Consider the following 25393-nt stretch of genomic DNA (forward strand, 5'->3'; position numbering starts at 1 on the left):
GCTGGTACAACAACGAACGCACCTCCCAACGACTCCAGGGCCTGAGCCCGGTCCAATACCGCGCCCAGGCCCTGGCAGCCTAGGATCTCAATAAGCCAGTCCAACTATCGGGGACCAGTGCACAACGGGTGGGACGGGACCCCGCAACGGGTGGGACGGGACCCCGCAACGGGTGGGCCTACGGGGCGAGGACGCCCCGCACAAAGTCGGCCGCCGGGCCCGCATGGGCCTGTCGGATCCGCAGGAACAGCGCGATGCATTCGGGCCCTGGCCAATCCTGCGGCAGCAGCTCGGACGGCAGGCCCGGATCGAGGTACGGGATGACCCGCCACGCGTCGATGCATCCGACATACGCCGCGAAGCTCTCGGCGGCACTCCGGCTGTGCTCCGGCACGCCCGACTGCCCTTGGACGAACTCCCGGTGCAGCTGCGCGATCCCCTCGAGGTCCCACCACTGCCCCACCTGCCCGGCCGCGACCGGCCCCGCCGGCAGCCCACGCGCGGTGAACAGCACCACGTGCCCCGACAGGCCAAGCCCCTCCACCGCGTCCTCGACCTCGCCGCGCAGGAAGTCGGGGCAGATCCACACCCCGGCCTCCACGGTGCCACAGCCGATCCACTTCAGCTGCCTGCGGAGCTGGTGCCTGGCGTCCCGCATCGCCTCCGGCACCGAGAACACGATCAGGCACCACTCGCCGTCGGCCGCCATGGCCCGCGGCTCGTGGATGCGCCGGTCGCCGCGGGCGAGCATCGCCTCGGCGCCCGCTGCGAGCGCGAAGCCGGGGACGCCGTCGTGCGCCTGAGCCTGCAGGAGGCCGCGCGCCTTGACGCGGCTCAGCGCCGTGCGCGCCTGCGGCACAGGCACCCCGAGGGCGCCGAGCAGGGCCAGGAACGCGTCGGTGGGCATCCAGCCACCGGCCTCGCGCAAATACAGCCCCACCACCGTGCGCAGGAGGGAGACGGCGCTGCCGGGCCGCGAGACCATGTCGTCCGCGACGCGCGGCTCGCGCCCCGCCTGGAGGCTCTGGGTCATGCGAGCTCGGTCAGGGCGGCCCGGATCGCCTCGATCCCGGCCTCCACCTCGGCGAACGACGTGCTCAGCGGCGACAGCCCGATCCGCAGCCCGTGCGGGGGCCGGAAGTCGGGGATGACGCCCCGCTCCCACAGCAGCGCTGTGACCTCGCGGAAGCGCGGGTGGTTGATGGTGATGTGCGAGCCGCGCACCGATGGGTCGCGCGGGCTCGCGAACTGCACCCCGAGCGGGGCCAGGTCGCGGTCCGCGAGGGCGGTGGCGAACTCGGTCAGGAGCACGGACTTGGCGCGCAGGGCGTCGATCCCGCCCGCCTCCGCGATCAGCTCGACCATGGCGGAGAGCGGCTGCATGGCGAGGATCGGCGGCGTGCCCGTGATGAAGCGGCGCATGCCGGCGGCAGGGAGGTAGGACTCGGTCATGCCGAAAGGGTCGGCGGCGCCCATCCAGCCCCAGATCGGCTGCTGCAGCGTCTCCTGCAGGCCGGCGCGCACGTACCCGAACGCGGGCGAGCCCGGGCCGCCGTTGAGGTACTTGTAGGTGCAGCCCACCGCCAGGTCCACGCCCCACGCGTCCAGCTCGAGGGGCACGGACCCCGCCGAATGGCACAGGTCCCACACCACGAGCGCCCCGCCGCGATGCACGGCGTCGGTGATCGCGGGCGCGTCGGCGACGTACCCGGACCGGTAGGCGATGTGGGAGAGGAGCACGACGGCGGTGCGCGGCGAGAGCGCGGCCTCGACGTCTGCGGTGGTCACCCCGGTGGCGGGGTCAGGCGTGATCCAGCGGAGAGTGGCGCCGCGCTCGGCGGCGATGCCCTCGACGAGGAACCTGTCGGTGGGGAAGTTCTCGCGGTCGATCACGATCTCATCCCGGCCCGGCCCGGCGGCGTCGAGCGCCGCGCGGACCAGCTTGTAGATCATGACCGACGTCGAATCGGCCACGACGGTCTGCCCGGCCGCGGCCCCGAGGACCACCTCGCCGAGGCGGTCGCCGAGACGGAACGGCTCGTCCATCCACTCCTCGTCCCAGGCCCGGATGAGGCGCTGGCCCCAGGGCCCGGCCGTGAACGCGGCGAGCCGGTCGCCGATGTCCGCGAGCGGCCGGCCGAGGGAGTTCCCGTCGAGGTACGCGACCACCGGCTGGCCCTCGGGCTCGAGGAACCGGCCGCGGAATGCCGCGAGCGGGTCGGCGGCGTCGAGCGCTGCTGCGTCCAGCGTCGGGAGGCCGACGACGGCGGGTGCGCGGCCGGCGTCGTGCGCGGCCGGGGCGGGGGTGCTGGGGAGGGTCATGATCAGGCTCCGATCGCCGTGCGGACGGCGTACAGCTCGGGGAAGAAGGTCAGGTCGAGGGCGCGCTTGAGGAAGTCGACGCCGGAGGAGCCCCCGGTGCCGCGCTTGAAGCCGATGGTGCGCTGGACCGTGCGCAGGTGCCGGAAGCGCCACGCCTGGAAGTTGTCCTCGAGGTCCACGAGGCTCTCGCAGGCCTCGTAAAGGCCCCACGGCGTGGAGTCCTCCTCGTAGATCCGCTGGAACACCGGCACGAGGTCCTCGCGGAAGGTCCACGGCTCGCGCACGTCGCGGTCGAGGACGTCCTGCGGCACGTCGTAGCCGCTGCGGGCCACGAGCGCGAGGAACGCGTCGTAGACCGTGGGCTCGCCGAGGATCCGGGACAGGAGCGCGTGCGCCTCGGGCTCGGAGCGGAAGACGTCCAGCATCTTCGCGTGCTTGTTGCCGAGCACGAATTCGATGGCCCGGTACTGGTACGACTGGAAGCCCGAGGAGTTGCCGAGCGAGCCGCGGAACTGGGAGTACTCGCGGGGGGTGAGGGTGCCCAGGACGCTCCACTGCTCGGTCAGCGTCCGCTGGATCGCCTTGACGCGGGCGAGGCACTTGAGGGCCTTGCCGAGGTCGTCGGCGTCCATCAGGCGGCGCGCCTCGAGCAGCTCGTGCAAGACGAGCTTGAGCCACAGCTCGCTCGTCTGGTGCTGGACGATGAAGAGCAGCTCGTCGTGGTGCTCGGGCTGGCTCTGCGGGCGCTGGCTGTGGAGGAGCTCGTCGAGGGCGAGGTAGCGACCGTACGTCATGGCGCCGCGGAAGTCGGTGCGGACGCCGTCTTCGATCCGGCGGACGCCGGCGGGCTCGGCGGAGGTGGTCTGGGGCATATTCCCACGATATCAGCTAGGTGACGAACGTCAAGAGAATGAAATCGAGGCTCCTCCGAGGTGCCGTGTGCCGCACGGCTGAGTGGGCCGGTTGGCGGCTGTCTCCTTCTCGGCGTCTTCCCGTTGATGTACCTTGACCCCCACAGACACAAGCGCGAGATCATCCGCTCCGAAGGAACTCGATGCAGCGCCCGCAGGTTGGATGCGTCTCGATGCCGGCAGCAAGGCGGAGATGATGGAACCCCACGCCCTCGACTTCCCCAAGATCGACGCGGTACTGCGCGCCGACGGCACCGGAGAGGTCACGATCGACGGAACGTCCCACCCTCTTCAGGCGGACGACGAACTTGCTGCCCTGCGAGAGGCCCTGAACCTCATCTCCGGAACGGCGATCCGGCTCGGGCGGCCCGTGAAAGTCACCACGAGGGATGGGGAAGGCCAGAGCCTCGTGGTCGTATCACCGGACGGCACGTTCACAGAGGTCCCGGCCCCCGATGCCGCCGGCGTGGGGCCGCAGGGCCGCCTGCCGGAGCCCGGCCGGCCTCCCGCGGAATCCGCCAGGCCGCACTCGTCGCGCACATCCTTCCTCCCTCAGGAACAGGCGGAGGAGCCCGCGACGCAGGGATGGCGAGGGATCCTCACCCGTGCCGGGTTCCGGATGCCGCCCAGCGCTGCAGAGCGCGCCGAGCGCGCGGACGTTCAGGCCGTCAGCCAGCACTGGCCGGGACCCCGCACGATCGCGGTTGTCAATGGAAAAGGCGGCGCGTCCAAGACCCCCAGCACGATCCTCCTGGCCGCCGTGTTCGCACGCGAGGGCGGCGCCGGCGTCCTGGCCTGGGACAACAACCAGACCCGCGGAACGCTCGGCTGGCGCACCGAGCAGGGGCCGCACGAGGCCACCGTGCTCGACCTCCTGCCCCAGGTCGAACCTCTGCTCGGGATCGCCGCCCAGTCCGCTGACCTCGCGCGATTCGTGCACCATCAGACGCGCGACCGCTTTGATGTCCTCCGAAGCAAGCCGATGGCCCTTGCCCACGAGCAGCGTGTGGAGCCGAACGATGTCGACGTGATCCATGCGGTTGCAGCCAAGTACTACCGCCTGATCCTCATGGACAGCGGCAACGACGAGAGCGATCCCATGTGGCTGCGCATGATTGACCGCACCGACCAGCTGGTCGTCGCCACCACCACCCGGGACGACCACGCCGAGGCCGGCGCCCTCCTCCTGGAAGCCCTGGCGGAGCGGGACGAGCACTCTGCCAGCCTCGCCGAGCAGGCGGTCGCCATTGTCAGCCAAGCCGATCCGAGGGCAACAGCGGACCAGGTCCGCCGGATCGCGGACGGGTACCGCCAGCTCGCACGCGAGGTCGTCACCATCCCCCACGACCCTGCCATGGTCGGCGGCCCGCTCCGCTACGGTTCCCTCCGGCCCGCCACCCAGCGGGCCTGGCTTGCCGCGGCCGCCGCGGTCGCCCGCGGGCTCTAGACCTGTCGGCTTCCCCGGGCCGCCGAGGCTCACCCTCGCGTCTGGGCCATCGCAAGGCCCGCGTCCAGGACCATCTCTGCCGTCGCCTCGTAATGGTGCCGAAGGCGCGCGGCCATCGCCTCGACGTCGTGCGCCAGTGCTGCCTCGAGCAGGCCGCGGTGCTCGCCCTCGACGTCCCGCTGCGACGCGGCAGGCGCGGCGGAGGCCCAGCGCCGGTAGAGCTCGGTGGTGCGGCCGAGCTGGCTGGCCTGCCGGAGGACGGGCGCGCACCCGCAGGCCGACAGGAGCGCCTCGTGGAACGCACGGTGGGCTTCCTGCCACGCAGCAGTGGTGACGGAAGGACCCTCCGGGTCGCGCCGCGGCGTGCGCGTCAGGCGGTGGTAGGCGGCCATCACCGCGCTCTCCCAGGCGACGTCCCCACGCTCGAGGCTCAACCGCGCGGCGTACACCTCGGTCAGACACCGCAGCTCCGTCAGGTCGTGCAGCTCCTGCACATCCAGGTCCCGGACCGCGGACCCACGCTGCGGCCGAAGGGTGACGAGGTCCTCAGCCGCGAGCCGGGTGAGGGCCTCGCGGATCACCGTGGTGCTCGTGCCGAGCCTCGCGCCGAGCGCACCGGGTGCGAGGCGCTCCCCCGGGCGCCACACGCCGTCGAGGATCGCGGCGCGCAGCATGCTGTACGCCTGCCGTCCAGCCGTTCCCATGCCCCCTCCTCAGGCTCTCGGCTGGCTGGTCACGGCTCGGCCCTGCGCACCGGCTCGCCGCGGGCGGGATCGGGCACGTGGTCGACGTGCACGACGCCGTCCGCGAACCCGACCGCTTGGACCTCGCCGGGCGCCGTGATGGGCGCTTCGCCCGCCACGGCCCGCGCGAGCGGATCGCGCCAGACGGCGGCGACGGCGTCGAAGGCCTCGTCCGTGAGGTCCGCGAGCATGGGCGAGTCCCGCCACTGGCCGCGGTCCCCGAACAGGAACGGCACGTCGAAGCAGTGGGGGGCGCCGGCACCGCCGGCCGCCTCGACGTCAAGGCGTGAAACGTGGACAGCCACCCCGGCCGAACGCAGGCGCCCCGCCAGTTCGCGGGCGGCACTGGCGAACTGGTGCTCGGTCATGTCGGCGGTCATCTGCCCCCACGCACCCTCAGCGGCAGGGAGCTCGCCGGGCCGCGCGAAGTGGGCCGCCCGGTACGCGTCCGCTGCCGCCGAGGGCAGGCTGCCGGCCGCGTGTGGCGGAATGAAGGCACGGGCCTCATGGGCCGTCGTCGCCAGCAGGACCTGCTCCACGCCGGCCAGACGCCCCACGGCCGCGTCCCAGTCCTGGACGTCGCCCGAAAGCCGACCGCCGGGAAGCGGCTGGACTCCCAGGCCGCGGCCCGCCCAGGCCCGGTTAACCTCCGCCGAGGCGGCCACGAGGACGCCGGGCGTGGCCGCCGACGGGTCCGCTCCGGCGAGCGCCTCGGCGAACACGCGGCGCCGGGCAGCGGCGCCCTCGGGGCCGGGCGGAGGCTGGTACGGCAGGCTGTAGAAGGCCAGCCGCCTGATCCGCCCTGCGAGCGCGGGATGCTGCGCGGCTGCGAACGCGAGCCACGCCCCGGCCGACTGGCCTGCAAGGGTCACGTCGTCCGGGTCTCCGCCGAAGTGCGCCGCGTGGTCGATGGCCCACTGGACCGCCGCGACGGCGTCCGCCACGGCCGGTGCAGTGCCGTCGGGGCCGGGGATGAAGCAGGCGGCCGCCCCGAGCCGGTAGGCGGGCACGGCGATGACCGCGCCGATCGCCTCGGCCAGGGCTGACGCGTCGTGCCAGCGGACCGATGCACCGCCCGAGACGTACCCGCCACCGGGCAGGAACACGACGAGGGGCGCGCCGGGAGCCGCCTCGGCGGGAGCGTACACGCTGATCTGGAAGGCGTCCTCGTCCTGGCGGGGTTCCCCTGCCGCGGGGCCGAGCAGCCAGTCCAGGCCCCCGGGCTGCTGGGGGAAGACCACGGCGTCCTCCACGGTTCCCACCGCGGCGGGTGCGACGGGCACGGCGGGCGGGAGGACGCCGTCGCCCGCTGGACCGCCGAGCCGCGCCCACCGACAGCGGGTGACGACGACGCCACGCGTCGTGCGGCCGTCGCCCGCCTCCTTCGCGTGCCCGCCGAGCGCGACGCTCATCGGATCGGCTCGTACTGCTCAGGGTCGACGGAGCGCGTGAGGTTCCAGTACTCGAGGACCGGCAGGGGCCAGATCTGGGAGACCCGGCCGAAGCGGTTCTTGTACCAGGTGTGCACGCTGGGATGTCCCCAGGCCTTGGTCGCACTGGCGGCGTCGAGCCGCTCGTAGAACTCGTCCAGGGCCTCCTGCTTGAGGTCGAGCGCGGACCAGCCCTCGGAGAGCTCGCGGCGGATGGCGTCGAGCGCGTACTCGAGGCCGTACTCGATCATCGAGAAGAGGCTGCCGTTGACCACGTGGCCGGTGTTGGGCCCCGAGACGATGAAGAGGTTCGGGAAGCCCGGCACGGTCATGCCGAGGTAGGCCTTCGCGTCGCCGCCCCAGTAGGCGTGGAGATCCCATCCCCCGCGGCCCGTGATGGAGAGCGGCTCGAGGAACTCGCTCGCCTGGAACCCCGTGGCGTAGATGACGGCGTCGAGCTCGTGCAGGACCCCGTCTCCGTCCACGACGCCCTCGGGGACGAAGTGGTCCAGTCCGGAGGTGACGAGCTGCGTCTGGGGCTTGCGGAGGGACGCGGCCCAGACGCCGTTGTCACGCAGCATGCGCTTGCCGCCGAGGAGGTAGTCGGGGGTGACCTTCTCGAGCAGGTCGGGGCGGCCGGCGTACTGCTCGGCCAGAAGCGCGCGGAGGGACTCCTGGACACGGTGGTGGACCTCGGAGATGGAGTCCGGGCGGGTCCACTGCGGGTCGATGACAGTGGTGTGCTGGCGGCCCTCGACGCCGAGCCAGTGCTGCCACAGGCGCAGCCACTGGCCGAAGTGGGGCAGGTGCTCGGAGAGCCACAGGACGGCATCCGGCATGCTGTCGTAGTACATGGGCGTAGGCAGCATCCACGGCGAGCTGCGCTGGAAGACAGTGAGCGATTCGACCCGGTCCACGATCGCCGGGACGATCTGGTAGGCGCTTGCGCCGGTTCCGACCACGGCGACCCGTTTGCCGGTGAGGTCCACCCCGTGGTTCCACTCGGCGGAGTGCATCTGCGCGCCGGTGAACGTCTCGCGTCCCGGGGTGTCAGGGATCTTGGGACGGTCGAGCTGGCCGACCGCGGTGAAGACGGCGTTGACCCGGTGGACGGCCGGCACGCCGTCGACCGCGACGCGCACGTCCCACATGCGGGAGCCCTCGTCCCACGTGATGGCCTGGACATCCGCCCCGTACACGATGTCGTCGAGGAAGCCGCCACGCTCGGCGACTTCCCTCGTGTACGCGTGGATCTCGGCGCCCTCGGAGAACTGCTGGGGCCAGTCGTCCCGCTGGGCGAAGGAGAAGGAATAGGCGTAGTTGGGGGTGTCGAGGCGCACGCCGGGGTAGGTGTTCTTCCACCATGTCCCTCCCACGTCATGGCCCTTCTCGAAGACCCGCACGTCGATCCCCGCCTGCTTGAGCCGGTACGCCGAGGCCATCCCGGCGACTCCGGCGCCGATGACGGCGGCGGTGAAGTTGCGTCCCGGGGCCACCTCGTCGACGCGCCACCGGGGGCGCCCGTTCGACTGGGGCGCAAGGGCCATGTCGTGCTTGAGGAGGGGTCGGTAGGCAGCGTCGGCGCCGTTGGTGATCCAGTCGACGACAGCATCGGCTTCGGCGTCGGAGAGCGCGCGGACCCGGGTGATGCGCTCGTCCCGGACCCTCCTGAGCGCGTCGAGGGCGAGGGCGCGGGCCTCGGCCTGCTGCTCGGCGCTCATGGCACCATGCGGCTTTCCGACGGTGTCCACCGGCGGCTGCGGGGGCCGGAGCCGGTCGCGCAGGAGGCTGAAGTCTCCAGTGGCGGCCGCGAGCGCGACCATGAGCGCCGGCAGCTCCACGCTCTGGACAACACGCATCAAGAACGCATCATCCTCGGTGATGGGGGTGTACTCCTCGCGCGTGTAGAGGTCGTCGATCCCGCTCAGGACATCGGCGGGGGCCAGGGATTCGGTCACAGTGCTCTCCTCGGATCACAGGGCCGCCCGGTGAGCGGCATCACGTCTGCATCCATAGTATCAACTGGAATGCAATAAACAATAGAAAATGCATTATCGCTAAGCGCGGCGGGTCAGCGGACGGTTGTCGCCGCGCCGACCTCGCCCTCGGCCTGAGCCGGGGTGCCCGCTTCGCTCGTCCGCGCAGCCCGGAACCGCGCGGGCCAGACCCCCTGCTTGCCGGGGGCGATGATGCCGCGGGGGTCGACCGCGTCCTTGAGCCGCTCCTGGAAGCGCAGGGCGGCGTGGTCGTTGAAGTCGAAGCCAGCGGCAATCCGGTCCATGTAGTCCACATGGCTGCGGTAGGGCGCATAGCCGTGGGAGCGGGCCGCGTCGAGCAGGCGGGCATAGAGCGCGCGTGCCCTGGCGAGCATCTCCTCGTTGCCGCGCTCGAAGAAGATCATGGTCACGTGCACCATGTGCCGCGGGTACAGGTGGTAGCCGATGTAGAGGTCGAAACCGTACTCTGCGTAGAGCGCCTTGGCCTCCTGGTAGAACGCGTACACCTCCTCGCCGCGCGCAGGGATGATGGGCGCGGCGTCGATGTGGCCGCCGTTCTCGGAGGCCCAGGCGACCGTAGAGAGGGGCTTCAGCGTCGGGACACCGGCCATCTGCGTGCGGTCCGCCTCGGCGATGCGCTCGTGGTCGAGCCGGCGGCCTTCCTCGCCCTCGTACACGCGGGCGTCGACCACCGCCCCTGGGACGGCAGCGGCAACCCGGTCCCGCACGATCTCCAGGCGCCTGCGCACCAGGCCCGGGTCGCCGTACAGGCCGAACTTGGCGTTCCACTGTCCGATCCCGAAGTCCCGCCGCATCTCCTCCAGCCGCCAGTCTGGGATGGAGCCCTCGCCGTCCCAGAAGTCCTTCCGGGACCCGCGCATCGTCGCGGCACGGACAACGTTCCCGCACAGCGCGTTGTTCTGGATGATGTCCTCGCGCCGCAGTTGGGTGAGCACGTCGATGAGGGCGGGGAGGTCCTCCTCCCGCTCGACCATGACGTCCCCGTTCGCGAACGCCTGCGGTGCAGGCATGAGCCACAGGCCACCCGAGACCACGACGCCGAGGTTCGACTGCGTGAAGAGCCCGTCGAGGGTGGGACCGAAGCCGCCCTGGAAGATCGGCCCGAGGTCGGTTCCATCCATGGCGCCCATGCCGGTGCGCAGCAGGTCTCCGTCTGGGAGGACGACCTCGACCCCGCACAGGCTCTTGACGTGGTCCCCCATCGGCGTCATGCCGTAGCCGCGGTCGAGCATGTTCCCGAGAATCGACCCCCAGCCGAGCGCCGGAACGCTCATCCAGAGATTGAGGCCGTGCTCGCGGATGTACTCGAAGAGGTCGAAGAACGTCACCCCCGGTTCCACGACGGCATACCCGAGCCTGTCATCCACGGCGAGGATGCGGTTCATGCGGGACAGGTCGAGCACGACCATCCCGTGGTCACGCGGCTCCGGTCCGCCGTAGCCGAGGTTCTTCCCGCAGGAGAACGTCCACAGGGGAGTCCCGGTCTCGCCCGCGAGCCGGACGAGGGCTTGGACCTCCTCGGTGCTGGCGGGCCGGACTCCCGGCCAGGCGGAGCGTCCGTGGTTGAGCGGGTACGGGTCGAGGTAGCCGTCCTGGACGTCGGGGCGGACCACGTGCTCGGCGCCGATGATCTCGGCTGCGCGGCGGAGGAACTCCTCGCGGGAGTCCGTGGCGGAATCTGCGGACAGGACGGAATGTGCGGACATGTTCATTTCCTTCGTTTTTCTCAAGGCTTGTTCAGCAGCTGGGCCGAGGAAGTCTCCTGCGACCGGCTAGGCTCGGCGCATGATCCCCGAGCAGCAGCCCGCGCTCACCCTCCGGCAGGCCTGGCACTTCGTCCTCGCGGCCGAGTCCGGGACCCTGGCCGAGGCGGCGCGCCGGCTGCACATGGCCCCGTCGGCGATCTCCACGTCGATCGGCGAACTCGAGCGGGCGGTAGGCGCCGAACTGCTCGTCAAACGCCGCGCCAAGGGCGTCGCCCTCACCGCGACGGGCCGTCAGGTGCTCGGGATGGCCCGGGAGCTCCTCAGGCTTGCGGACTCCATCGCGGCGCTCTCCCGGGAGGACCGCTCGCAGCTGCGGGGCCCCCTCACCGTGGGCTGCGACATCACGCTCGGGCCGACCATCATCCCGGCCATGCTCACCGACTTCGCCCGCCAGTGCCCGGGGGTCGAGGTGGACTTCGTCGAGGGCTTCCACGAGGACGTGCAGGCGGGGCTCCTCGCCGGAGCGCTCGACGTCGCCTTCGTGTACGACGCCGGCGTGGACCCTGCGCTGACGACGGTCGCCCTGGCGGACGCGGCCCCGCATGTCCTCGTCCCGGCGGACCACCCGCTCGCGGAAGCGGAGGGGGTGCGGCTGACGGACATCGCGCACGAACCGCTCGTCCTCTTCGACTCCCCTCCCCTGGGGAGCCGGGTGCTGCAGCTCCTCCACGATGCCGGCGCGGTTCCTCAGGTGCGGCACCGCTCCCGCTCGTACGCAACGGTGAGGTCCCTCGTCGCGGTGGGGCGCGGCGTCGCGGTCCTGTACCAGCAGACCGCGCTCGAGGCGCCGTACGCCGAGCTCGGCGTACGGCTCCTCCCGCTGCGCGCACGGGCCGAGCTGTCCCGGCCAGTCCAGGTCGCGCTCGCGAGCCCCCGCAGCACACGCCCCTCGGTCAGGGCACGCGCGTGGATCGACGTGGCGCTCGAGCTGTTCACCGAGCGGGGCGGGGACTGACGGGCTCACGGCGGACGCTCAGGCGAGCGACGACTCGCGCACGGCGGACGGGTACGGGAGGCCGAGGTTCTCGCGCAGGGTGGTGCCCTCGTACTCGTGGCGGAAGTAGCCGCGCTCCGCGAGCGCCGGAACGAGCTTGTCGCAGATGAGGGCGAAGCCGCCCGGGTTGAAGGGGGAGTTGAGGTTGAACCCGTCGCAGGCGCGGGCCTCGAACCACTCGATCATGCGGTCGGCAATGGCGCCCGGCGTCCCAGCCATCCACTGGTGGCCGGTCGAACGGGCCAGGTCCACGATGAGCTCGCGCAAGGTCATGCCCTGGTCCACGCTCTTGCGGCGGTAGATGTGGTATCGCGAGCCCCTCGCCGGATCTTCCGTGAACCACTCGACGGGGATCGCCTCGTCGAGGTCGAGGGAGGACAGGTCCAGCTTGAGGTCCGCGCCGACCTGCCGGCGGCCGTTCTCCATATGGATGTTGCGGGCAAGCTCCTCGGCGAGCTCGTCCGCCTCGGCCTGGGTGTCGCCGATGATCGGGAGGATGCCGGGGATGACCTTGATCAGTTCCGGGTCCCGGCCCTTCGCGGCGGCCTTGGCCTTGAAGTCCGCGTAGAACTCGATCGAGGGCTGAAGGAGGGGCTGGGCCGTGTAGATCCCGTCCGCCACCGAGCTCCCGAGCTCGACGCCGGGGCCGGACGACCCGGCCTGGACGAGCACCGGACGCCCCTGCGGCGACCGGGGGCCGGGAAGAGGACCCTGGACGCGGAAGTACTCGCCGACGTGGTCGATCGCGTGGATCTTCGACGTGTCGGTGTACCAGCCCGAGTCGCGGTCGTTGATGACTGCGCCGTCTTCCCAGCTGTCCCAGAGCTTCTGGACGACCTCGACGAATTCGGTGGCGCGCCGGTAGCGGGTGGGCCCGTCGGGGGCTTCCGTCAGCCCGAAGTTCTGGTAGCCGTCGGAGCTCGTGACGATGTTCCAGCCGGCGCGGCCACCCGACATGTGGTCAAGCCCGGCGAGCAGGCGCGCCACGTTGTAGGGCTCGTAGAAGGAGGTCGAGATGGTGCCGATGAGGCCGATGTTCTTCGTCACCGCGGCGAGCGCGGCGAGCGTCGTCATGGGCTCGTAGAAGCCGTTCATCTTGATGTCCCCGCGCATCACCGTGTTGGCGTGCGCAATGTCGCCGAAGAACACGGCGTCGAGCTTGGCTGCCTCGGCCATGCGGGTGAGGTCGGCGACGAAGTCGAAGTTGCCGAGCTCGTCGGCCCGGCTGCCCGCCATGCGCCAGCTGTCCTTGTGGTAGCCCGCCGGCAGCATGAAGGTGGTGAGCACCATGTGGTGTCCGCGCGAGTTGGTCATGAGAGTTCCTTTCAGCGCACCCGGCCGCATCGCCGCGGTGTGCTTCCATCGTGGCGCCGCCGACTTCATCTGGTAAAGCATCGAAATCAGGTGCCCATGTTCTAAAAATCAGTCTTAAGCGATCACGGCGGAGCCCGGTCCCGAAGGTCCGGGCCCCGTGGATCAGCGAACAGCCGCGGGAGGCTTCCGCGTCCCGGCTACCGGCACGGCATCGGCCCCGAGCCGGGTCCCCTCCCGGCTGAGGAAGACCGCCACCAGGCCAGCGGCCAGGATCAGGGCCCAGGCGACGCCGACGAGGGCGAAGCTGCCGTCGACCATCACGAGCAGGGTTGCGAGCATCGGAGTCAGGCCTGCCCCGAGAGTCGATGCCGTCTGGTAGGACAGGGATGCCCCGGTGTACCGGACCTCCGGCGGGAACTGCTCGGAGATGTAGGCGCCGATGGGCCCGGCGAGCAGGCCCTGGACGAGCCCGTTGCCGACGATCACGGCAACTGAGAAGCCCCACAGGGTGCCGTTGTGGAGGAGGACGAGCGCCGGGTAGACCCAGAGGATCCCGAGCACGCCGCCCACGGCAAGGACAGCGCGGCGGCCGAGCCTGTCGCTGGCGCGCGCTGCGGCGAAGCACCCGACGATCGTCACGACCGCGGCAATGCCCTTGACGTTGAGGATGCCCTCCCGGGACACACCCTCTGCATTGGCCACAGAGACGCCCCACGAGGTGAGGAATCCCTGCATGGTGTAGAAGCCGAGCGACGCCACGAGCGTGAGCACCAGTGGGCGCCAGTGCTTGCGGAACACCGCAACAACCGGGAACCTCTTGCGTTCCCGCACCTCTGCGGCCTGTGCGTCCAGCGCTTGGAAGACGGGGGACTCCGCGACCTTGAGGCGGATGACGAGGCCGATGAGGATCAGGACGGCCGAGAGCAGGAACGGGATGCGCCAGCCCCAGTCGAGGAAGGCGGGTCCCGTCAGCGCGGAGACTCCGGAGACCACGAAGGTGGCGACGAGGCCGCCGGCCGGACCGCCGGCGTTGGCGAACGCGGCGGCGAAGCCGCGTTTGGACGCGGGGGCGTGTTCGAGCGCCATGAGCGTGGCGCCTCCCCATTCCCCGCCCACGGAGAGGCCTTGGACGACCCGGAGGACGACGAGGAGGATCGGGGCGGCGAGGCCGATCACGGACTGGGTCGGAAGGAGGCCGATCGCCACGGTGGCGAAGCCCATCAGGAGCATCGAGACCACGAGCATGCGCTTGCGGCTCACGCGGTCGCCGAAGTGGCCGAAGACCACTCCGCCGAGCGGGCGGGCTATGTAGCCGACAGCCAGCGTGCCGAAGGAGGCGAAGAGCGCGACGCCCGAGGGCAGGTTCGAGAAGAAGACCTTGTCGAAGATCAGTGATGCCGCGGTGGCGTAGAGGATGAAGTCGTAGTACTCGATGATCGAGCCGATCGCGCTCGAGGCAAGGATCCGGCGCAGGTCTTTGGTGTTCAGCGAGTCCGAGGGGTTCCCAGCTCGCGTCGTTGCGTGCGTCATAAGCGGGCCTTCCGGCGGGAGGGGGGTGTGTGGTCCTCACCACAGGATGACACACCCGACGGGAAGGTTTGAACATTTTCGGCAAAAAAAATATTTTCCTGCCGTCGCTGCGCCCATTGCTTCCACGCGCGCGCGAGAGGAGCGGGCGCATGTGAGCTAGATCGCAGAAACGCTTGCGCGCAGGCCGCTTGAGTTTGTAATCTCGACTCAAGATTATATTTTCTGTCCTGCGGGGCACGACGTAAGGAGGTCACCGATGGTGGCACGCACGGGAGAACAGTACCGAGCCGGCCTCGCCGACGGCCGCGAGGTATGGCTGGGCGAGACGCGCATCGACGTCTCGACCCATCCGGCTTTCGAGGGCTCCATTTCCGGGATGGCCGCGTACTTCGACTACCAGCACAAGTACGCGGACGACTGCCTCATGGTGGACCCGGAGACAGGTCAGCAGCACAACGTGTCCCTCCTGCGGCCGCGCAGCGCCGAGGACATCGCGCGCCGGCACCGTGCGTTCGACCGGCTCGCCCGGTACTCGAACGGCATGCTGGGCCGCACCCCGGACTACGTGAACGTGGTCCTGGCCGGGCATGCAAGCCGCAAGGACATCTACGGCCGCTCCGGCGACCCGGTGTACTTCGAGCGGCTGGAAGCCTACTGGCGTCTCGTGCAGGAGCAGGACCTGGCCCTCACGCACACCATCGTGCACGCGGCCATCGACAAGAGCGTCGGTGAGCTGCAGGGCATCAACGAGGAGCTGACCCTGCGCGTCGTCGAGCGCACCGAGCAGGGCCTGGTGGTCCGGGGTGCCAAGATGCTCGCCACACTGGGGCCTATTGCCGACGAGCTCTACGTGTACCCCGCCACCCCCATCCAGAAGGGCTTCGAGGAGTACGCGCTCTCGTTCGCCATCCCGGTGGCGAGCCCAGGCGTCGTGGCGGTCTGCCGGGACCACTACGGCGTGGACATGGAGATCGTCGACCGACCCTTCTCCTCGCGCTTCGACGAGCAGGACGCAGTCATCATCTTCGATGACGTCCTCGTCCCGTGGGAGCGGGTCTTCATCGACGGCGACCTCGATGTGTACAACGCGATCAACGCGGCCACCGCGACCGGCAACACCCAGCAGCAGACGGCAATCCGCGCCTCGGTCAAGCTCGAGTTCGCGTACGATCTGTGCACCCAGATGGCCAAGGTCACGGGCACCGAGGGCAAGCCCGACACGGCCGCGATGCTCGGGGAGATCTACTCCTACCTCCGCATCGCCCGCTCGGTGGTGTCCGACGCCGAGAACCGCGCCTCGGACTGGGGCGGGGGTGCCTTCTTCTGCCACGACGACATCTCGTCGCTGCGCACCGTCCTGCCCGTCTGGATGGCCCGGGTCAACGACATCATCAAGTCCATGGGCTCGCACAACCTGCTCGCGACGCCGACTGCCCGGGCGTTCGAGGACCCGCGGCTCGGGCCCCTCCTGCACAAGTACCTGCCGGGGGCCAACGGGATCACGGCTGAGGAGCGTGCGCGGATCTTCCGCACCGCGTGGGACTTCGCGGGCTCCGCCCTCGGCAGCCGGATCGAGCTGTACGAGCGGTTCTACCTCGGCTCCGTGGCCCGCGCCCGCGCCCTCGACCACCGGAAAGCGCAGGCCAAGGGCGAGACCGGGGCCTACGCTGCCATGTTCACCGAGGCCGGCATCGCGCCCGTCCCACCGGCCGCGGACGAACTCGACGACCTCACCTCGACGTCCACCACGGCCTGACACCGGCCACGACACCACCCAGAGAGGAGGCAAGGATGACGACCGCACCCGCTCAGGCCCGGGCCGGCGCCGGCGATGGCGCACAGCCGGCCCGCGACGAGCTCACCTCCCGACTCGCCCGGCACGTCCTGGCCACCCGCCCCGAGGAGATCCCGCCCGAAGCCCGCCAGCGCGCCGTCGTGCGTCTCGTGGACGCCCTCGGATGTGCCCTCGCCGGCCACCGCGCGCCGGCGGCCACGCAGCTGCTGGCGCTGGCCGCCGGCTGGGGCGGGCGCGCGGAAGCGAGGATCCTAGGAACCGCCACGGCGCTCCCCTCGCGTACCGCAGCGTGGGCGGGCAGCGTCCTCACACGCTCCTTCGACTTCGAGCCCGTCAGTGCCGAGGGCCCCGAGGGGCAGGAGGTCGCAGCCCACATCACGGGGACCACAGTCCCGGTCGCCCTCGCGGAGGCCGAACGCCGTGGCGCGAGCGGTGGCGCGCTCCTCGACGCCCTCGTGCTCGCCGATGACCTCACGGCCCGCCTCGCGGTGGGCAGCGGCTTCGACGTGTACTCCGGCCAGGACAACACCGGTACGGTCAACGGCATCGGCGCTACCGCGCTTGCGGCCAGGCTCGCTGGCATCGGGACGGACGGTCTGATCGATGCGTGGGGCATCGCGGTCCAGCAGTTGGGAGGCTCGGTGGCGCCGATCTTCGATCACGCGCCCGCCTTCTGCCTGCCCATGGCGTTCGCCGCGCAGGCTGGAGTCACCGCCGTCGAGCTCGCCATGATCGGGTATCGCGGGGAGGACGACCCGCTCGGCGGCCGGTTCGGCTTCCTCGACCGCTTCTGCACCGAACCGCGTCCCGACCTCATGCTCGAGCGCCTCGGCGAAGTGTTCTGTGCCGACCGGGTCGTCAAACCGTGGAGCTCCTGCCGTGCCAGCCACCCCAGCCTCGATGCAGCGGCGCGCCTGCACGCCCGCGGCGTCCGCCTCGAGGACGCCTCGCGCATCCGCGTGCACGTCACCCCCCGCACCGCGGCGGGCTTTGTGGGTGCACCCTGGGCGCCGGGCCGCACCCCCGAGGTCGACGCCGCGTTCAGCCTCCGCTTCACCGCCGCCGCGGCCCTCGCGTACGGCACCGTACGCCCCGAGCACCTGCTCGCCGCCACCGACCCGGCGCTGGGCGCGGCGGCTGCGGCCGTCGAGATCGTCCCCTCCCTCGCACCCGGCGAGTACCTCACCGCCGAGGTCGAGGTCCTCACGCACGACGGCGCCATCTTCCGGGAGCGGGTCGAGAACCCCCTCGGGGACCGCCATCACTCCCCCCTCACCGAGACACAGGTCGAGGAGAAGTTCCTCGCCAACGCCGAGTTCGCGGGCCTCACTCCCCGGCGAGCCCGCCACGCACTCGGGCTCGCGCTCGATGTTCCGGCTGCGTCCGGCGTCGGGCCGCTGTTGGACGCACTCACCCTCCCCGAGGGTCCCACATCTGGAGAACAGACCATTCCTGTCCAAAGGAGGACACCATGACCGCCCAGCCCCTGACCACGCACGGCGCCACCGTCGACCCGATTGTCTTCCGCAACGTCGTGGGGCACTTCGCCTCGGGCGTCACGGTCATCACGACCGTTGTCGACGGCAAGCCCTACGGCACGACAGCCTCGGCCGTCTCCTCGCTCTCGATGGAGCCGCCCATGATGCTCGCATGCCTCAACCGCTCCTCCTCCACGCATGACCGGGTCGCAGAAGCGGGGGTGTTCGGCATCAACATCCTCGCCGAGGACCAGGCCGCACTCGCGTTCCAGTTCGGCCGCAAGGGCGGCGACAAGTTCGAGGGCGTGGGCTACACCGTCTCGGAGAACGGGGTCCCGCTCCTCGACGGCGCGCTGGCGACGATCGAGTGCCGAGTGGCCGAGACCGCGACCGGCGGCACGCACACTGTGTTCCTCGGCATCGTGGCTCAGGCGAGCGCCGCGGACAAGCAGCCGCTCGCGTACTACCGCGGGACGATGGGCCGCCTTGAGCGTGTCCTCGAGGTCAAGGCGTACGACGGGGTCCGGGACTGGGTGCTGAAGCGGCGCAGCCCGCTCGGCTCCGTCCTGGACCCCGTCGCGATCGGGGAGGCCATCCGCTCCGAGCCCGAGCAGGTCCAGAACGCGCTCGTGAAGCTCACGGCCGAGGGGCTCGTGATGCGCAACGACGAGGGCCTCCTCGAGCCGCAGCCGATCACCGCGGAGACGACCGACGCCGCCTATGAGGGCCGCGCCACGATCGAGTCTGGCGTCATCGCCTCCCACCTCGGCCGGTTGACGGATCAGGACGTCGCGGAGCTGCGGCGCATTGTGGGCGAGCTCGAGGCCCTGCGCGCTCAGGAGGCGGGCGACCTCGATGCATTCCTCGCCCTCAACGTCGCCTACCACGAGCGCCTCGTCTCGGTGGCCGGCTCGGCAGCGCTGGCCGACGCGTTCCGCCGCCTCGGCATCGGCACGGTGTGGCGCCAGGCGCTCACGGCAGACGAGTGGTCGCGCCAGCTCGAGACCAGCCACGTCCGGGACCTCACAGAGGCCCTCGCGTCCCGCGACGCCGGTGCGGCGCAGGACGCCCTCGCCGCGCACACGGCCTTCGGCAGGAAGCTTGCGCGGGACGTGATCGCGCGCCACGGCGGCACAGTCTGACCCCCAGCGTGGAACGAGGAGGGGCGGGACGCTACAGCGTCCCGCCCCTCCTCTGTCGGTCTGCAGGACCAGAAGGCCTCCCGGTCAGAACGTGACGACGGACCGGGCGACGGCGCCCGTCTCCTGGCGCGCGTACGCGTCATTGATGGCCGCAAGGTCCAGACGCACCGACACGAGGTCGTCGAGGTTGAGGCGGCCCTGGAGGTAGAGGTCGGCATAGAAGGGGATGTCCCGCCGCGGGTCGGTGGAGCCCATGTAGACGCCTCGCATGGTGCGCTGGCCGAGGAGCAGGTCCCGCATGATGTCGATGTCGGGAGGCGTGCCCTGCGGGATGCCGATGAAGTTCACGGATCCGCCGGTGCGGGTCAGGCCGATGGCCTGCCGTTGGGTCGCGCCCAGCCCGATCGCCTCGAACACGTGGTGTGCGCCGCCGTCGGTCGCCGCGCGCACCGCGGCCGCCACGTCCTCCTCTGCGGGGTTCACCACGTGGGTGGCTCCGAAGCGCCGGGCGAGGGCGAGCTTCGGCAGCTGCAGGTCGATGCCGACGACGGCCCGTGCGCCGGCGAGCGCGGCACCCTGCACGACGTTGAGGCCCACCCCGCCGAGGCCGACGACGGCGACCGTCTCGCCCGGTCGGACGCCTGCGCTGTTGAGCACCGCTCCGACGCCGGTGGAGACAGCGCAGCCGAGGACGGCAGCCTGGGCGAACGGGATCTCGCGGGGAACCTTGACGAGCTTGTTGCGGTGCAGGAGCGTTCGTTCGGCGAAGCCTGCAACGCCGAACGCGGTGACGGGGGCGCCATCCCTGGTGAGGCGTGAAGGGGCACCTTCCGGCCGGCGCGCCGCGGCAGGGTTGAGGCAGCGGAACGGGGCACCTGCGCGGCACTCCCGGCAGGAGCCGCAGAAGTCCACCTCGGTGGCGACGACGTGGTCGCCGACCTTGAGATCGGCCACATCAGGTCCGACCTCCGCAACGATGCCGGACATCTCGTGTCCGGCAACCATCGGAAGGGGGCGGCCCCGGTCTACGGAGGCGACGAGGTAGTCCGAGTGGCAGAGTCCGGCCGCTGCCACCTCGACGAGGACCTCGGCGCCCCGCGGGTGGTCGATGCCGAGCTCTTCGATGTCGAACGTCCCGTCGAGCCTGTTGATGACCGCTGCACGTATGTCGCCTCGCTGTCTCCCGCGGGGCTTCCTCCCGAACGGGCTAGATATTGCAGTTCACAGACAATTATATTTTGTTGGCTGTCATCGCATGATGAGTCACGGGACCTCCGAGCGGGCAACAGGTGAGGCCGGGTCATTCCGACCCGGCCTCACCCGCTCTGTTGCCACTCCCGTCAGAGCGTCAGTCCTTGCGCAGGCGATGCATGATCCGTGCCCGGGCCTCGGCAAAGCGCGGGTCCGCCTTCGTCTCGAGCTGGTCGCGGTGGTCCCCGAAGCCGGTCTCGATCACATCCACGACCGTGGCCGGCTTGTTCGCAATCACCACCACCTTGTCGGCAAGGTAGAGCGCCTCGTCGATGTCGTGGGTGACGAGGAGGATCGTGACGCCCAGCTCCTGCTGGAGGTTCAGCACGAGGTCCTCGAGGTCGAACCGGGTCTGCGCGTCCACGGAAGCGAAGGGCTCATCCATGAGCAGCACCTTGGCCTCGTAGGCGAGCGCCCGTGCGATGGCCACCCGCTGCTGCATCCCGCCGGACATCTCCCACGGGAACTTGTGGCCCTGGCCCGCTAGCCCCACGGCGGCGAGGTTCTTCTCCGCTGCCGCGGTGCGCTCGGCCTTGGCCATGCCCTTTCCCTGCAGGGGGAAGGCCACGTTCTCAAGCGTGGTCATCCACGGCATGAGCGAGCGGCTGTAGTCCTGGAAGACCACTGCCAGGTCGGGGTGCGGCCCGTCGATGACATCGCCGGAGACCGTGATCGTCCCGGCGTGGGGGCGGATCAGCCCCGAGAGGCAGCGCAGCAGGGTGGTCTTGCCGACGCCGGAGGGTCCCACGATCGAGACGAACTCGCCGGAGGCGATGTCCAGGTCGAGGTCGGCGAGGATCGGGTTGAGCGCGGCGCCGGCGCCATAGCTCATCGTCAGTCCGCGTACCGTCATCACGTCCTCGGATTGCTCCGAGGCGCTCCGAGGGGGCGCGCCATCGTGAAGGGGCTGGTGCTGGATGGTCATGGTCGCTCCTGACGGCGGTTGTTCCGGTAGGGGGAGGGCGAAGGCGGCCCAGATCATTGGGCACCCGACGCGTGGTACCAACGCAGCATCCGGCGCTCGACAAGGACGAACAGCATCGAGAGCACATAGCCGACGACGCCGACGAGCAGCGCTCCCGCCCATGTCTGGGGTACCTGGAAGGTCGCAGAGGAGTTGAGGATGTAGAACCCGAGCCCCTCAGTGGAAGCGAACATCTCGGACACGACCATGACCGTGATGCCGATGGGCAGGGCCACACGGATGCCTGCCATGATCTGCGGCAGGGCCGCCGGAAGGACGACCCGCCGGAAGTAGAGCGCAGGCGGGATCCGGTACACCCGCGCGAACTTCCGCACGGTCGGCTCGACGCCGAGGACGCCGTCGATCGTGTTGAGCAGGACCGGCCACACGCAGGCGAAGGCGATCGTTCCGACCTTCGGGCCCTGGCCCACGCCGAAGGTGCCGATGATGAGCGGCACGAGGGCAGCCTGCGGTATCGAGCGGAAGAAGTGGATGATCGGGTCGATGACCTCGCGGAGCCACCTCGCCTCGCCGAGGAGGATGCCGAGGAGGACCCCGACGGCGATCGCGATGGCAAGGCCACCGAAGAGATTCCCGAGCGAGTAGGCAGCGCCGGCGGCGATCACGCCGTTGCCGAGGTCCTTGCCCAGGGACGCGATGATGTCGGCGAGCGGGGGCATGAAGAAGTTGCTGCTCTTCGCCGACAGGAACCACCATGCGAGGGCTGCCACCACCACGAGCCACGAGGACTGGGCCACGCGGGCGAGCGTTGACGGGGCAGCTCCGCGCGCCCGCCGCGAAACAGGGCGCGTGACGCGCGGATCGGCTGCCTTGAGCGCTGCACTAGTCATCGGTCTGCCTCTTCCACGTCAGGGCACGGGTTTCGAGCCGCTGGAGGAGGACTGCGAGCGTCCATCCCACGAAGCCCGTGAAGAGCAGGTACGCGAAGGCGAGGTCCCAGCTCGCGTTCTGCTGCATGAGGGTGATCTGACGCCCGATCCCGGGCGCCTGGGAGATGACCTCGACGCCGACGGCGACGAGGATCGAGATGGCCGAGGAGATCCGCACGCCTGTCGCGATGAAGGGCATTGCCCCCGGCAGCAGGACACGGCGGAAGCGCAGCATCGGCGGGATCCGGAACACCGCGACCGTGTCGGCCACGGCCGCCTCCTGGCGACGTGCGCCATAGCTGGTCTGGATCAGGATGGGCCACAGGGCGCTGAGCGCCACCACGACGATCTCCATGCGGGAGTTTGACCCGAGGAGCATGATCACGACCGGCATGAGCGCCAGGACGGGAAACGAGCGGCCGAAGTCGATGAGGATCGACGTCGAGCGGTCCAGGAAGCGGATCGATCCGATGAGCAGGCCGAGCACGACTCCGACGACGGTGGCGATGAGCCACCCCGCGAGGGCCGCGAGGAGCGTCATCCCCAGGGCTTGCCAGAACGCGGGGTTCACGAGGGAGGCGGCGACGGCGGAGGCCACGGCGCCGACTCCAGGGACCATGGACGGCAGGACGCCTGAGGCGACGACTGCCTGCCACAGTCCGAGGAGGACGGCAATGGCGAGGATGCGCTGGACGAGGAGCCAGGCGCCGCGGGCCGAGGCGGTGGTCATCGTCGGCTCACTTGCCAGCCTCGGCACGCTGCGGGGCCTGGTCCCACAGCACGTCCTTCACCGCGACGTCCTTCTGGAGCAGCCCGAAGTGGCGCATGGCGTCGATCCCGTCCTGGGCTTCCTTCACGTTCAGGGTCACATCCGCGGGGACGAACGTCTTGGGCGCCTTGGAGATGTCCGCCTGGTTCACGTCCGCATAGACCTTCTGGACGTCCTGCAGGTGCGCCGGGTCGTTGTAGTACGCGACGGCCTCCGTCATCGCATCCGTGAACTTCTTCGCCGTCGAGGCGTTCTGGGAGGCCCACTGTGCGGTCGTCGTCCAGACCGTCACCGGCATGTTCGCCTGGTACTCCCGGACGGGATTCGAGATCGATGTGTAGCCTGCGGCGACCATCTGATGGTAGAAGCTGTCCGCCGGCACGACGGCGTCGACCGTGTTGCGCTCGAGCGCCGCCTGCATCCCGGAGTAGGGGATCGCGACCTCCTTGACGCCGCTGGTGTCGACACCGGCTCCCTCGAGCGCCTGGAGGACAGGGATGTCCCCGCCGGTCTTGACGCCGTTGACGCCGATGGTCTTGCCGGCAAGGTCCTTCAGGCTCTTGACCGGCGAGTCCTTGGCGACGAGGACACCCGAGTTGTCGGACTTCGAGTCCACCATCCCGTTGCCGCCGATCACCTTCACGGGCACGCCCTTGGCGGCCGAGGTCGCGACGTTGATCCAGGAGCCGATGCCGATGTTCACGTCGCCCGAGACGACCTGCGCCAGGAGGGCGGCGGGATCGGCGCCGCGGACGAGCTCGACGTCGAGGCCGTGCTTGGCAAAGTAGCCCTTCTGCTGGGCGATGTAGGCCGTCTCGAACTGGATGGGCGCCACGGCCACCTTGACCTTGGTGGTGCCCCCGTCCGACTGCGCCGGCGCGTCACCGCCGCACGCTGTGAGGCCGAGGGACGCGGCCGCGGCCAGGGCGAGGGCCGCGGTGCCCTTGACGAGGAAGGAACGTCGAGTGGTCATGGTCTTTCTCCTGCAGTGTCTCGGCGGCGCTGCCGCACTCGGAAAGAATGCATTTCTCATGAAGTAATGTATCTTCGCTACGATGATGTTGCAAGGGTCACATCTCGTGGCCCGCGGAGCACAAGGAGACGACATGACTGCCACGGCCCCCGCGCCCACGCGCCCGGCCCTGCTCGACACGCCCCTGCGGCTCTTCATCGACGGCGAGTTCATCGACGGCCGCGGCGGTGACTTCGCCGTCATGGACCCCTCGACGGGGAAGGAACTGGCGACAACCTCCCTCGCCAGTGCAGCCGACGTCGACCTCGCCGTCCGCGCCGCCCGAGCGGCGTTCGACGACGGACGGTGGTCGCAGCTCGCGCCAGCAGCACGCGCCGCCCGCCTCCAGCGCCTTGCAGACCTGCTGGAGGAGAACCTCGAGGAGCTCGCGCTGCTCGAATCGCTCAACTGCGGCAAGCCGCTCGCGGTCGCCCGCGCGTTCGAGATCCGCCAGGGCATCGAGATCCTGCGGTACCAGGCCGGCTGGGCGACGAAGCTCAGCGGGGAGACCCGGGACGTCTCCCTGCCGGGCGCCTGGCACGCGTACACGCTGCGCCGGCCGATCGGCGTCGCCGGCCTCATCGTCCCCTGGAACGTGCCGTTCACCCTCGCGCTCTCCAAGGTTGCACCGGCACTCGCCGCAGGCTGCACCGCGGTGCTCAAACCGGCCGAGCTCACGCCCCTCACAGCCGTGCGGCTTGCCGAGCTGGTCCGCGAGGCCGGGATTCCGGCCGGGGTGCTCAACGTCGTCCAAGGGCTGGGGGCCGTCGCAGGGCAGGCCCTCGCGGAGCATCCGCTCGTCGACAAGATCTCCTTCACCGGCTCGACCGCAGTCGACCAGCACCTGCTGCGGACCGTCTCGCATACCCTCAAGCGGATCAGCCTCGAGCTGGGCGGCAAGTCCCCCGTCGTGGTGTTCGACGACGCGGACCTCGACCAGGCGATCCCCGGCGCCGCCCAGGCCATCTTCGCCAACGCGGGGCAGGTCTGCGCGGCCGGCTCTCGCCTGTACGTGCACGAGGCGGTCGCCGAGGAGGTCGTGGCGGGCATCGCGCGCATCGCGGAGGGCATGCGGCTCGGCGCCGGGACTGCGGAGGGCACGCAGCTCGGACCCCTCATCTCCGAAGCCCAGCGCAAGCGCGTGCTGGACTACGTCCGCGCGGGAATCGCGGGCGGAGCCGAGCTCGTCACCGGCGGCACCGCGGCCGACGGCGCGGGCTACTTCGTCCGTCCTACCGTCCTGCGCACCGACTCCCCCGAGCTCGCCCTCGTGAGGGAAGAGATCTTCGGGCCGGTCCTCGTCGTGCAGACCTTCTCGGACCGCGCCTCGATCGAGGACGTCCTGGCGATGGCCGACGAGACCGACTACGGCCTCAACGCCATCGTGTGGACGCGGGACATCTCCCGCGCGCTGCTCTTCGCAGACCGGGTCAAGGCCGGCAACGTGCGCGTCAACACGCCGGCAGGCATGGACCCGAACCTTCCCTTCGGCGGGTTCAAGATGTCGGGCTGGGGCCGGGAGAACGGCCGAGAGGGCATCGAGGCCTACACCGAGCTCAAGACGGTGACCGTGCGCCTCGCGTAAGACGCGGCCTCCCCCCGTCTGGGGGTCACCTC

Annotated in this window: 21 protein-coding genes; 7 read left to right on the top strand and 14 right to left on the bottom strand. The window is 70.4% G+C overall.

The annotated features are described in order from the left end of the window. Window positions 1-83, top strand: an 83-nt coding sequence (locus ACQ5BE_RS08550) for an IS3 family transposase (RefSeq protein ID WP_430296798.1), incomplete at its 5' end; no start/stop codon positions are given. A gap of 95 nt (window positions 84-178) precedes the next feature. On the opposite strand, the gene ACQ5BE_RS08555 is transcribed toward ACQ5BE_RS08550, so the two are convergent. Genes ACQ5BE_RS08555 through kynA form a run of 3 tightly spaced genes read right to left on the bottom strand, consistent with a single transcriptional unit; the run spans window position 179 to window position 3194 of the window. After that, window positions 179-1033, bottom strand: coding sequence for a PaaX family transcriptional regulator (locus ACQ5BE_RS08555; RefSeq protein ID WP_430296619.1), 855 nt, complete (start codon window positions 1031-1033; stop codon window positions 179-181). Further along, entirely contained in the window at window positions 1030-2322 is a 1293-nt protein-coding gene (locus tag ACQ5BE_RS08560; protein ID WP_430296620.1) for a kynureninase, read from the bottom strand. Before ACQ5BE_RS08560 ends, ACQ5BE_RS08555 begins: the two co-directional genes overlap by 4 nt. A 2-nt stretch (window positions 2323-2324) precedes the next feature. Continuing rightward, window positions 2325-3194: a tryptophan 2,3-dioxygenase gene (kynA, locus tag ACQ5BE_RS08565; RefSeq protein WP_430296621.1), complete on the bottom strand. Its 870-nt coding sequence runs from the start codon at window positions 3192-3194 to the stop codon at window positions 2325-2327. Between the two features lie 232 nt (window positions 3195-3426). Between kynA and ACQ5BE_RS08570 the strand changes: the two genes are divergently transcribed. Then, complete coding sequence (locus tag ACQ5BE_RS08570; RefSeq protein ID WP_430296799.1) at window positions 3427-4680, top strand: MinD/ParA family ATP-binding protein; 1254 nt, start codon at window positions 3427-3429, stop codon at window positions 4678-4680. A 29-nt stretch (window positions 4681-4709) separates the two neighbouring features. Here ACQ5BE_RS08570 and ACQ5BE_RS08575 read toward each other — a convergent pair whose 3' ends face one another. From ACQ5BE_RS08575 to ACQ5BE_RS08590, 4 genes are all read right to left on the bottom strand, one after another. After that, window positions 4710-5384, bottom strand: coding sequence for a GntR family transcriptional regulator (locus tag ACQ5BE_RS08575; protein ID WP_430296622.1), 675 nt, complete (start codon window positions 5382-5384; stop codon window positions 4710-4712). Window positions 5385-5413: 29 nt separating this feature from the next. Beyond that, complete coding sequence (locus tag ACQ5BE_RS08580; protein ID WP_430296623.1) at window positions 5414-6835, bottom strand: carboxylesterase family protein; 1422 nt, start codon at window positions 6833-6835, stop codon at window positions 5414-5416. After that, complete coding sequence (locus tag ACQ5BE_RS08585; protein ID WP_430296624.1) at window positions 6832-8811, bottom strand: flavin-containing monooxygenase; 1980 nt, start codon at window positions 8809-8811, stop codon at window positions 6832-6834. Before ACQ5BE_RS08585 ends, ACQ5BE_RS08580 begins: the two co-directional genes overlap by 4 nt. A gap of 113 nt (window positions 8812-8924) precedes the next feature. Then, a complete protein-coding gene (locus ACQ5BE_RS08590; protein WP_430296625.1) occupies window positions 8925-10577 on the bottom strand; it encodes an FAD-binding oxidoreductase in 1653 nt (550 codons plus the stop codon). A gap of 79 nt (window positions 10578-10656) precedes the next feature. On the opposite strand from ACQ5BE_RS08590, the gene ACQ5BE_RS08595 reads away from it, so the two are divergent. Beyond that, on the top strand, window positions 10657-11592 hold the full coding sequence (locus ACQ5BE_RS08595; RefSeq protein WP_208711119.1) for a LysR family transcriptional regulator: 936 nt from the start codon (window positions 10657-10659) through the stop codon (window positions 11590-11592). Between the two features lie 18 nt (window positions 11593-11610). Here the strand turns inward: ACQ5BE_RS08595 and ACQ5BE_RS08600 are convergent, their stop codons facing one another. Both ACQ5BE_RS08600 and ACQ5BE_RS08605 read right to left on the bottom strand, forming a co-directional pair. Further along, window positions 11611-12945, bottom strand: a complete 1335-nt coding sequence (locus tag ACQ5BE_RS08600; RefSeq protein WP_430296626.1) for an NtaA/DmoA family FMN-dependent monooxygenase — start codon at window positions 12943-12945, stop codon at window positions 11611-11613. A gap of 162 nt (window positions 12946-13107) precedes the next feature. Further along, a complete protein-coding gene (locus ACQ5BE_RS08605) occupies window positions 13108-14475 on the bottom strand; it encodes an MFS transporter (protein ID WP_430296627.1) in 1368 nt (455 codons plus the stop codon). A gap of 256 nt (window positions 14476-14731) precedes the next feature. Between ACQ5BE_RS08605 and ACQ5BE_RS08610 the strand changes: the two genes are divergently transcribed. Genes ACQ5BE_RS08610 through ACQ5BE_RS08620 form a run of 3 tightly spaced genes read left to right on the top strand, consistent with a single transcriptional unit; the run spans window position 14732 to window position 18890 of the window. Continuing rightward, window positions 14732-16231 carry a 4-hydroxyphenylacetate 3-hydroxylase N-terminal domain-containing protein gene (locus ACQ5BE_RS08610; protein ID WP_430296628.1) on the top strand — a complete coding sequence of 500 codons (1500 nt, stop codon included), beginning with the start codon at window positions 14732-14734 and terminating at the stop codon, window positions 16229-16231. Between the two features lie 35 nt (window positions 16232-16266). Beyond that, window positions 16267-17745, top strand: coding sequence for an MmgE/PrpD family protein (locus tag ACQ5BE_RS08615; RefSeq protein ID WP_430296629.1), 1479 nt, complete (start codon window positions 16267-16269; stop codon window positions 17743-17745). Continuing rightward, window positions 17742-18890, top strand: a complete 1149-nt coding sequence (locus ACQ5BE_RS08620; RefSeq protein ID WP_430296630.1) for a flavin reductase — start codon at window positions 17742-17744, stop codon at window positions 18888-18890. The genes ACQ5BE_RS08615 and ACQ5BE_RS08620 overlap by 4 nt, the downstream gene beginning before the upstream one ends. An 84-nt stretch (window positions 18891-18974) precedes the next feature. Here the strand turns inward: ACQ5BE_RS08620 and ACQ5BE_RS08625 are convergent, their stop codons facing one another. From ACQ5BE_RS08625 to ACQ5BE_RS08645, 5 genes are all read right to left on the bottom strand, one after another. Then, the gene (locus ACQ5BE_RS08625) at window positions 18975-20105 is read right to left on the bottom strand and encodes a zinc-binding dehydrogenase (RefSeq protein WP_430296800.1); all 1131 of its coding nucleotides are present in this window, start codon (window positions 20103-20105) and stop codon (window positions 18975-18977) included. A gap of 133 nt (window positions 20106-20238) precedes the next feature. Continuing rightward, window positions 20239-20994, bottom strand: a complete 756-nt coding sequence (locus ACQ5BE_RS08630; protein ID WP_430296631.1) for an ABC transporter ATP-binding protein — start codon at window positions 20992-20994, stop codon at window positions 20239-20241. 125 nt (window positions 20995-21119) lie between these two features. Beyond that, window positions 21120-21863: an ABC transporter permease gene (locus ACQ5BE_RS08635; RefSeq protein WP_430296632.1), complete on the bottom strand. Its 744-nt coding sequence runs from the start codon at window positions 21861-21863 to the stop codon at window positions 21120-21122. Window positions 21864-21948: 85 nt separating this feature from the next. Then, window positions 21949-22725: an ABC transporter permease gene (locus ACQ5BE_RS08640; protein ID WP_430296633.1), complete on the bottom strand. Its 777-nt coding sequence runs from the start codon at window positions 22723-22725 to the stop codon at window positions 21949-21951. A 7-nt stretch (window positions 22726-22732) separates the two neighbouring features. Further along, complete coding sequence (locus tag ACQ5BE_RS08645; RefSeq protein WP_430296634.1) at window positions 22733-23737, bottom strand: ABC transporter substrate-binding protein; 1005 nt, start codon at window positions 23735-23737, stop codon at window positions 22733-22735. A 133-nt stretch (window positions 23738-23870) separates the two neighbouring features. On the opposite strand from ACQ5BE_RS08645, the gene ACQ5BE_RS08650 reads away from it, so the two are divergent. After that, window positions 23871-25361, top strand: coding sequence for an aldehyde dehydrogenase family protein (locus tag ACQ5BE_RS08650; RefSeq protein ID WP_430296635.1), 1491 nt, complete (start codon window positions 23871-23873; stop codon window positions 25359-25361). Window positions 25362-25393: the final 32 nt, after the last annotated feature.

This window comes from Sinomonas sp. B1-1 (genome assembly GCF_050474465.1).
In the GTDB taxonomy this organism is placed as follows: Bacteria; Actinomycetota; Actinomycetes; order Actinomycetales; family Micrococcaceae; genus Sinomonas; species Sinomonas flava.

Bases quoted from the DNA above. Each gene is read 5' to 3' on its own strand.
- ACQ5BE_RS08595 (WP_208711119.1), top strand. From the start codon at position 10,657: ATGATCCCCGAGCAGCAGCCCGCGCTCACCCTCCGGCAGGCCTGGCAC.
- ACQ5BE_RS08645 (WP_430296634.1), bottom strand. From the start codon at position 23,737: ATGACCACTCGACGTTCCTTCCTCGTCAAGGGCACCGCGGCCCTCGCC.
- ACQ5BE_RS08600 (WP_430296626.1), bottom strand. From the start codon at position 12,945: ATGACCAACTCGCGCGGACACCACATGGTGCTCACCACCTTCATGCTG.
- ACQ5BE_RS08575 (WP_430296622.1), bottom strand. From the start codon at position 5,384: ATGGGAACGGCTGGACGGCAGGCGTACAGCATGCTGCGCGCCGCGATC.
- ACQ5BE_RS08610 (WP_430296628.1), top strand. From the start codon at position 14,732: ATGGTGGCACGCACGGGAGAACAGTACCGAGCCGGCCTCGCCGACGGC.
- ACQ5BE_RS08605 (WP_430296627.1), bottom strand. From the start codon at position 14,475: ATGACGCACGCAACGACGCGAGCTGGGAACCCCTCGGACTCGCTGAAC.
- ACQ5BE_RS08555 (WP_430296619.1), bottom strand. From the start codon at position 1,033: ATGACCCAGAGCCTCCAGGCGGGGCGCGAGCCGCGCGTCGCGGACGAC.
- ACQ5BE_RS08590 (WP_430296625.1), bottom strand. From the start codon at position 10,577: ATGTCCGCACATTCCGTCCTGTCCGCAGATTCCGCCACGGACTCCCGC.
- ACQ5BE_RS08560 (WP_430296620.1), bottom strand. From the start codon at position 2,322: ATGACCCTCCCCAGCACCCCCGCCCCGGCCGCGCACGACGCCGGCCGC.
- kynA (WP_430296621.1), bottom strand. From the start codon at position 3,194: ATGCCCCAGACCACCTCCGCCGAGCCCGCCGGCGTCCGCCGGATCGAA.
- ACQ5BE_RS08630 (WP_430296631.1), bottom strand. From the start codon at position 20,994: ATGACGGTACGCGGACTGACGATGAGCTATGGCGCCGGCGCCGCGCTC.
- ACQ5BE_RS08570 (WP_430296799.1), top strand. From the start codon at position 3,427: ATGATGGAACCCCACGCCCTCGACTTCCCCAAGATCGACGCGGTACTG.
- ACQ5BE_RS08620 (WP_430296630.1), top strand. From the start codon at position 17,742: ATGACCGCCCAGCCCCTGACCACGCACGGCGCCACCGTCGACCCGATT.
- ACQ5BE_RS08615 (WP_430296629.1), top strand. From the start codon at position 16,267: ATGACGACCGCACCCGCTCAGGCCCGGGCCGGCGCCGGCGATGGCGCA.
- ACQ5BE_RS08650 (WP_430296635.1), top strand. From the start codon at position 23,871: ATGACTGCCACGGCCCCCGCGCCCACGCGCCCGGCCCTGCTCGACACG.
- ACQ5BE_RS08580 (WP_430296623.1), bottom strand. From the start codon at position 6,835: ATGAGCGTCGCGCTCGGCGGGCACGCGAAGGAGGCGGGCGACGGCCGC.
- ACQ5BE_RS08640 (WP_430296633.1), bottom strand. From the start codon at position 22,725: ATGACCACCGCCTCGGCCCGCGGCGCCTGGCTCCTCGTCCAGCGCATC.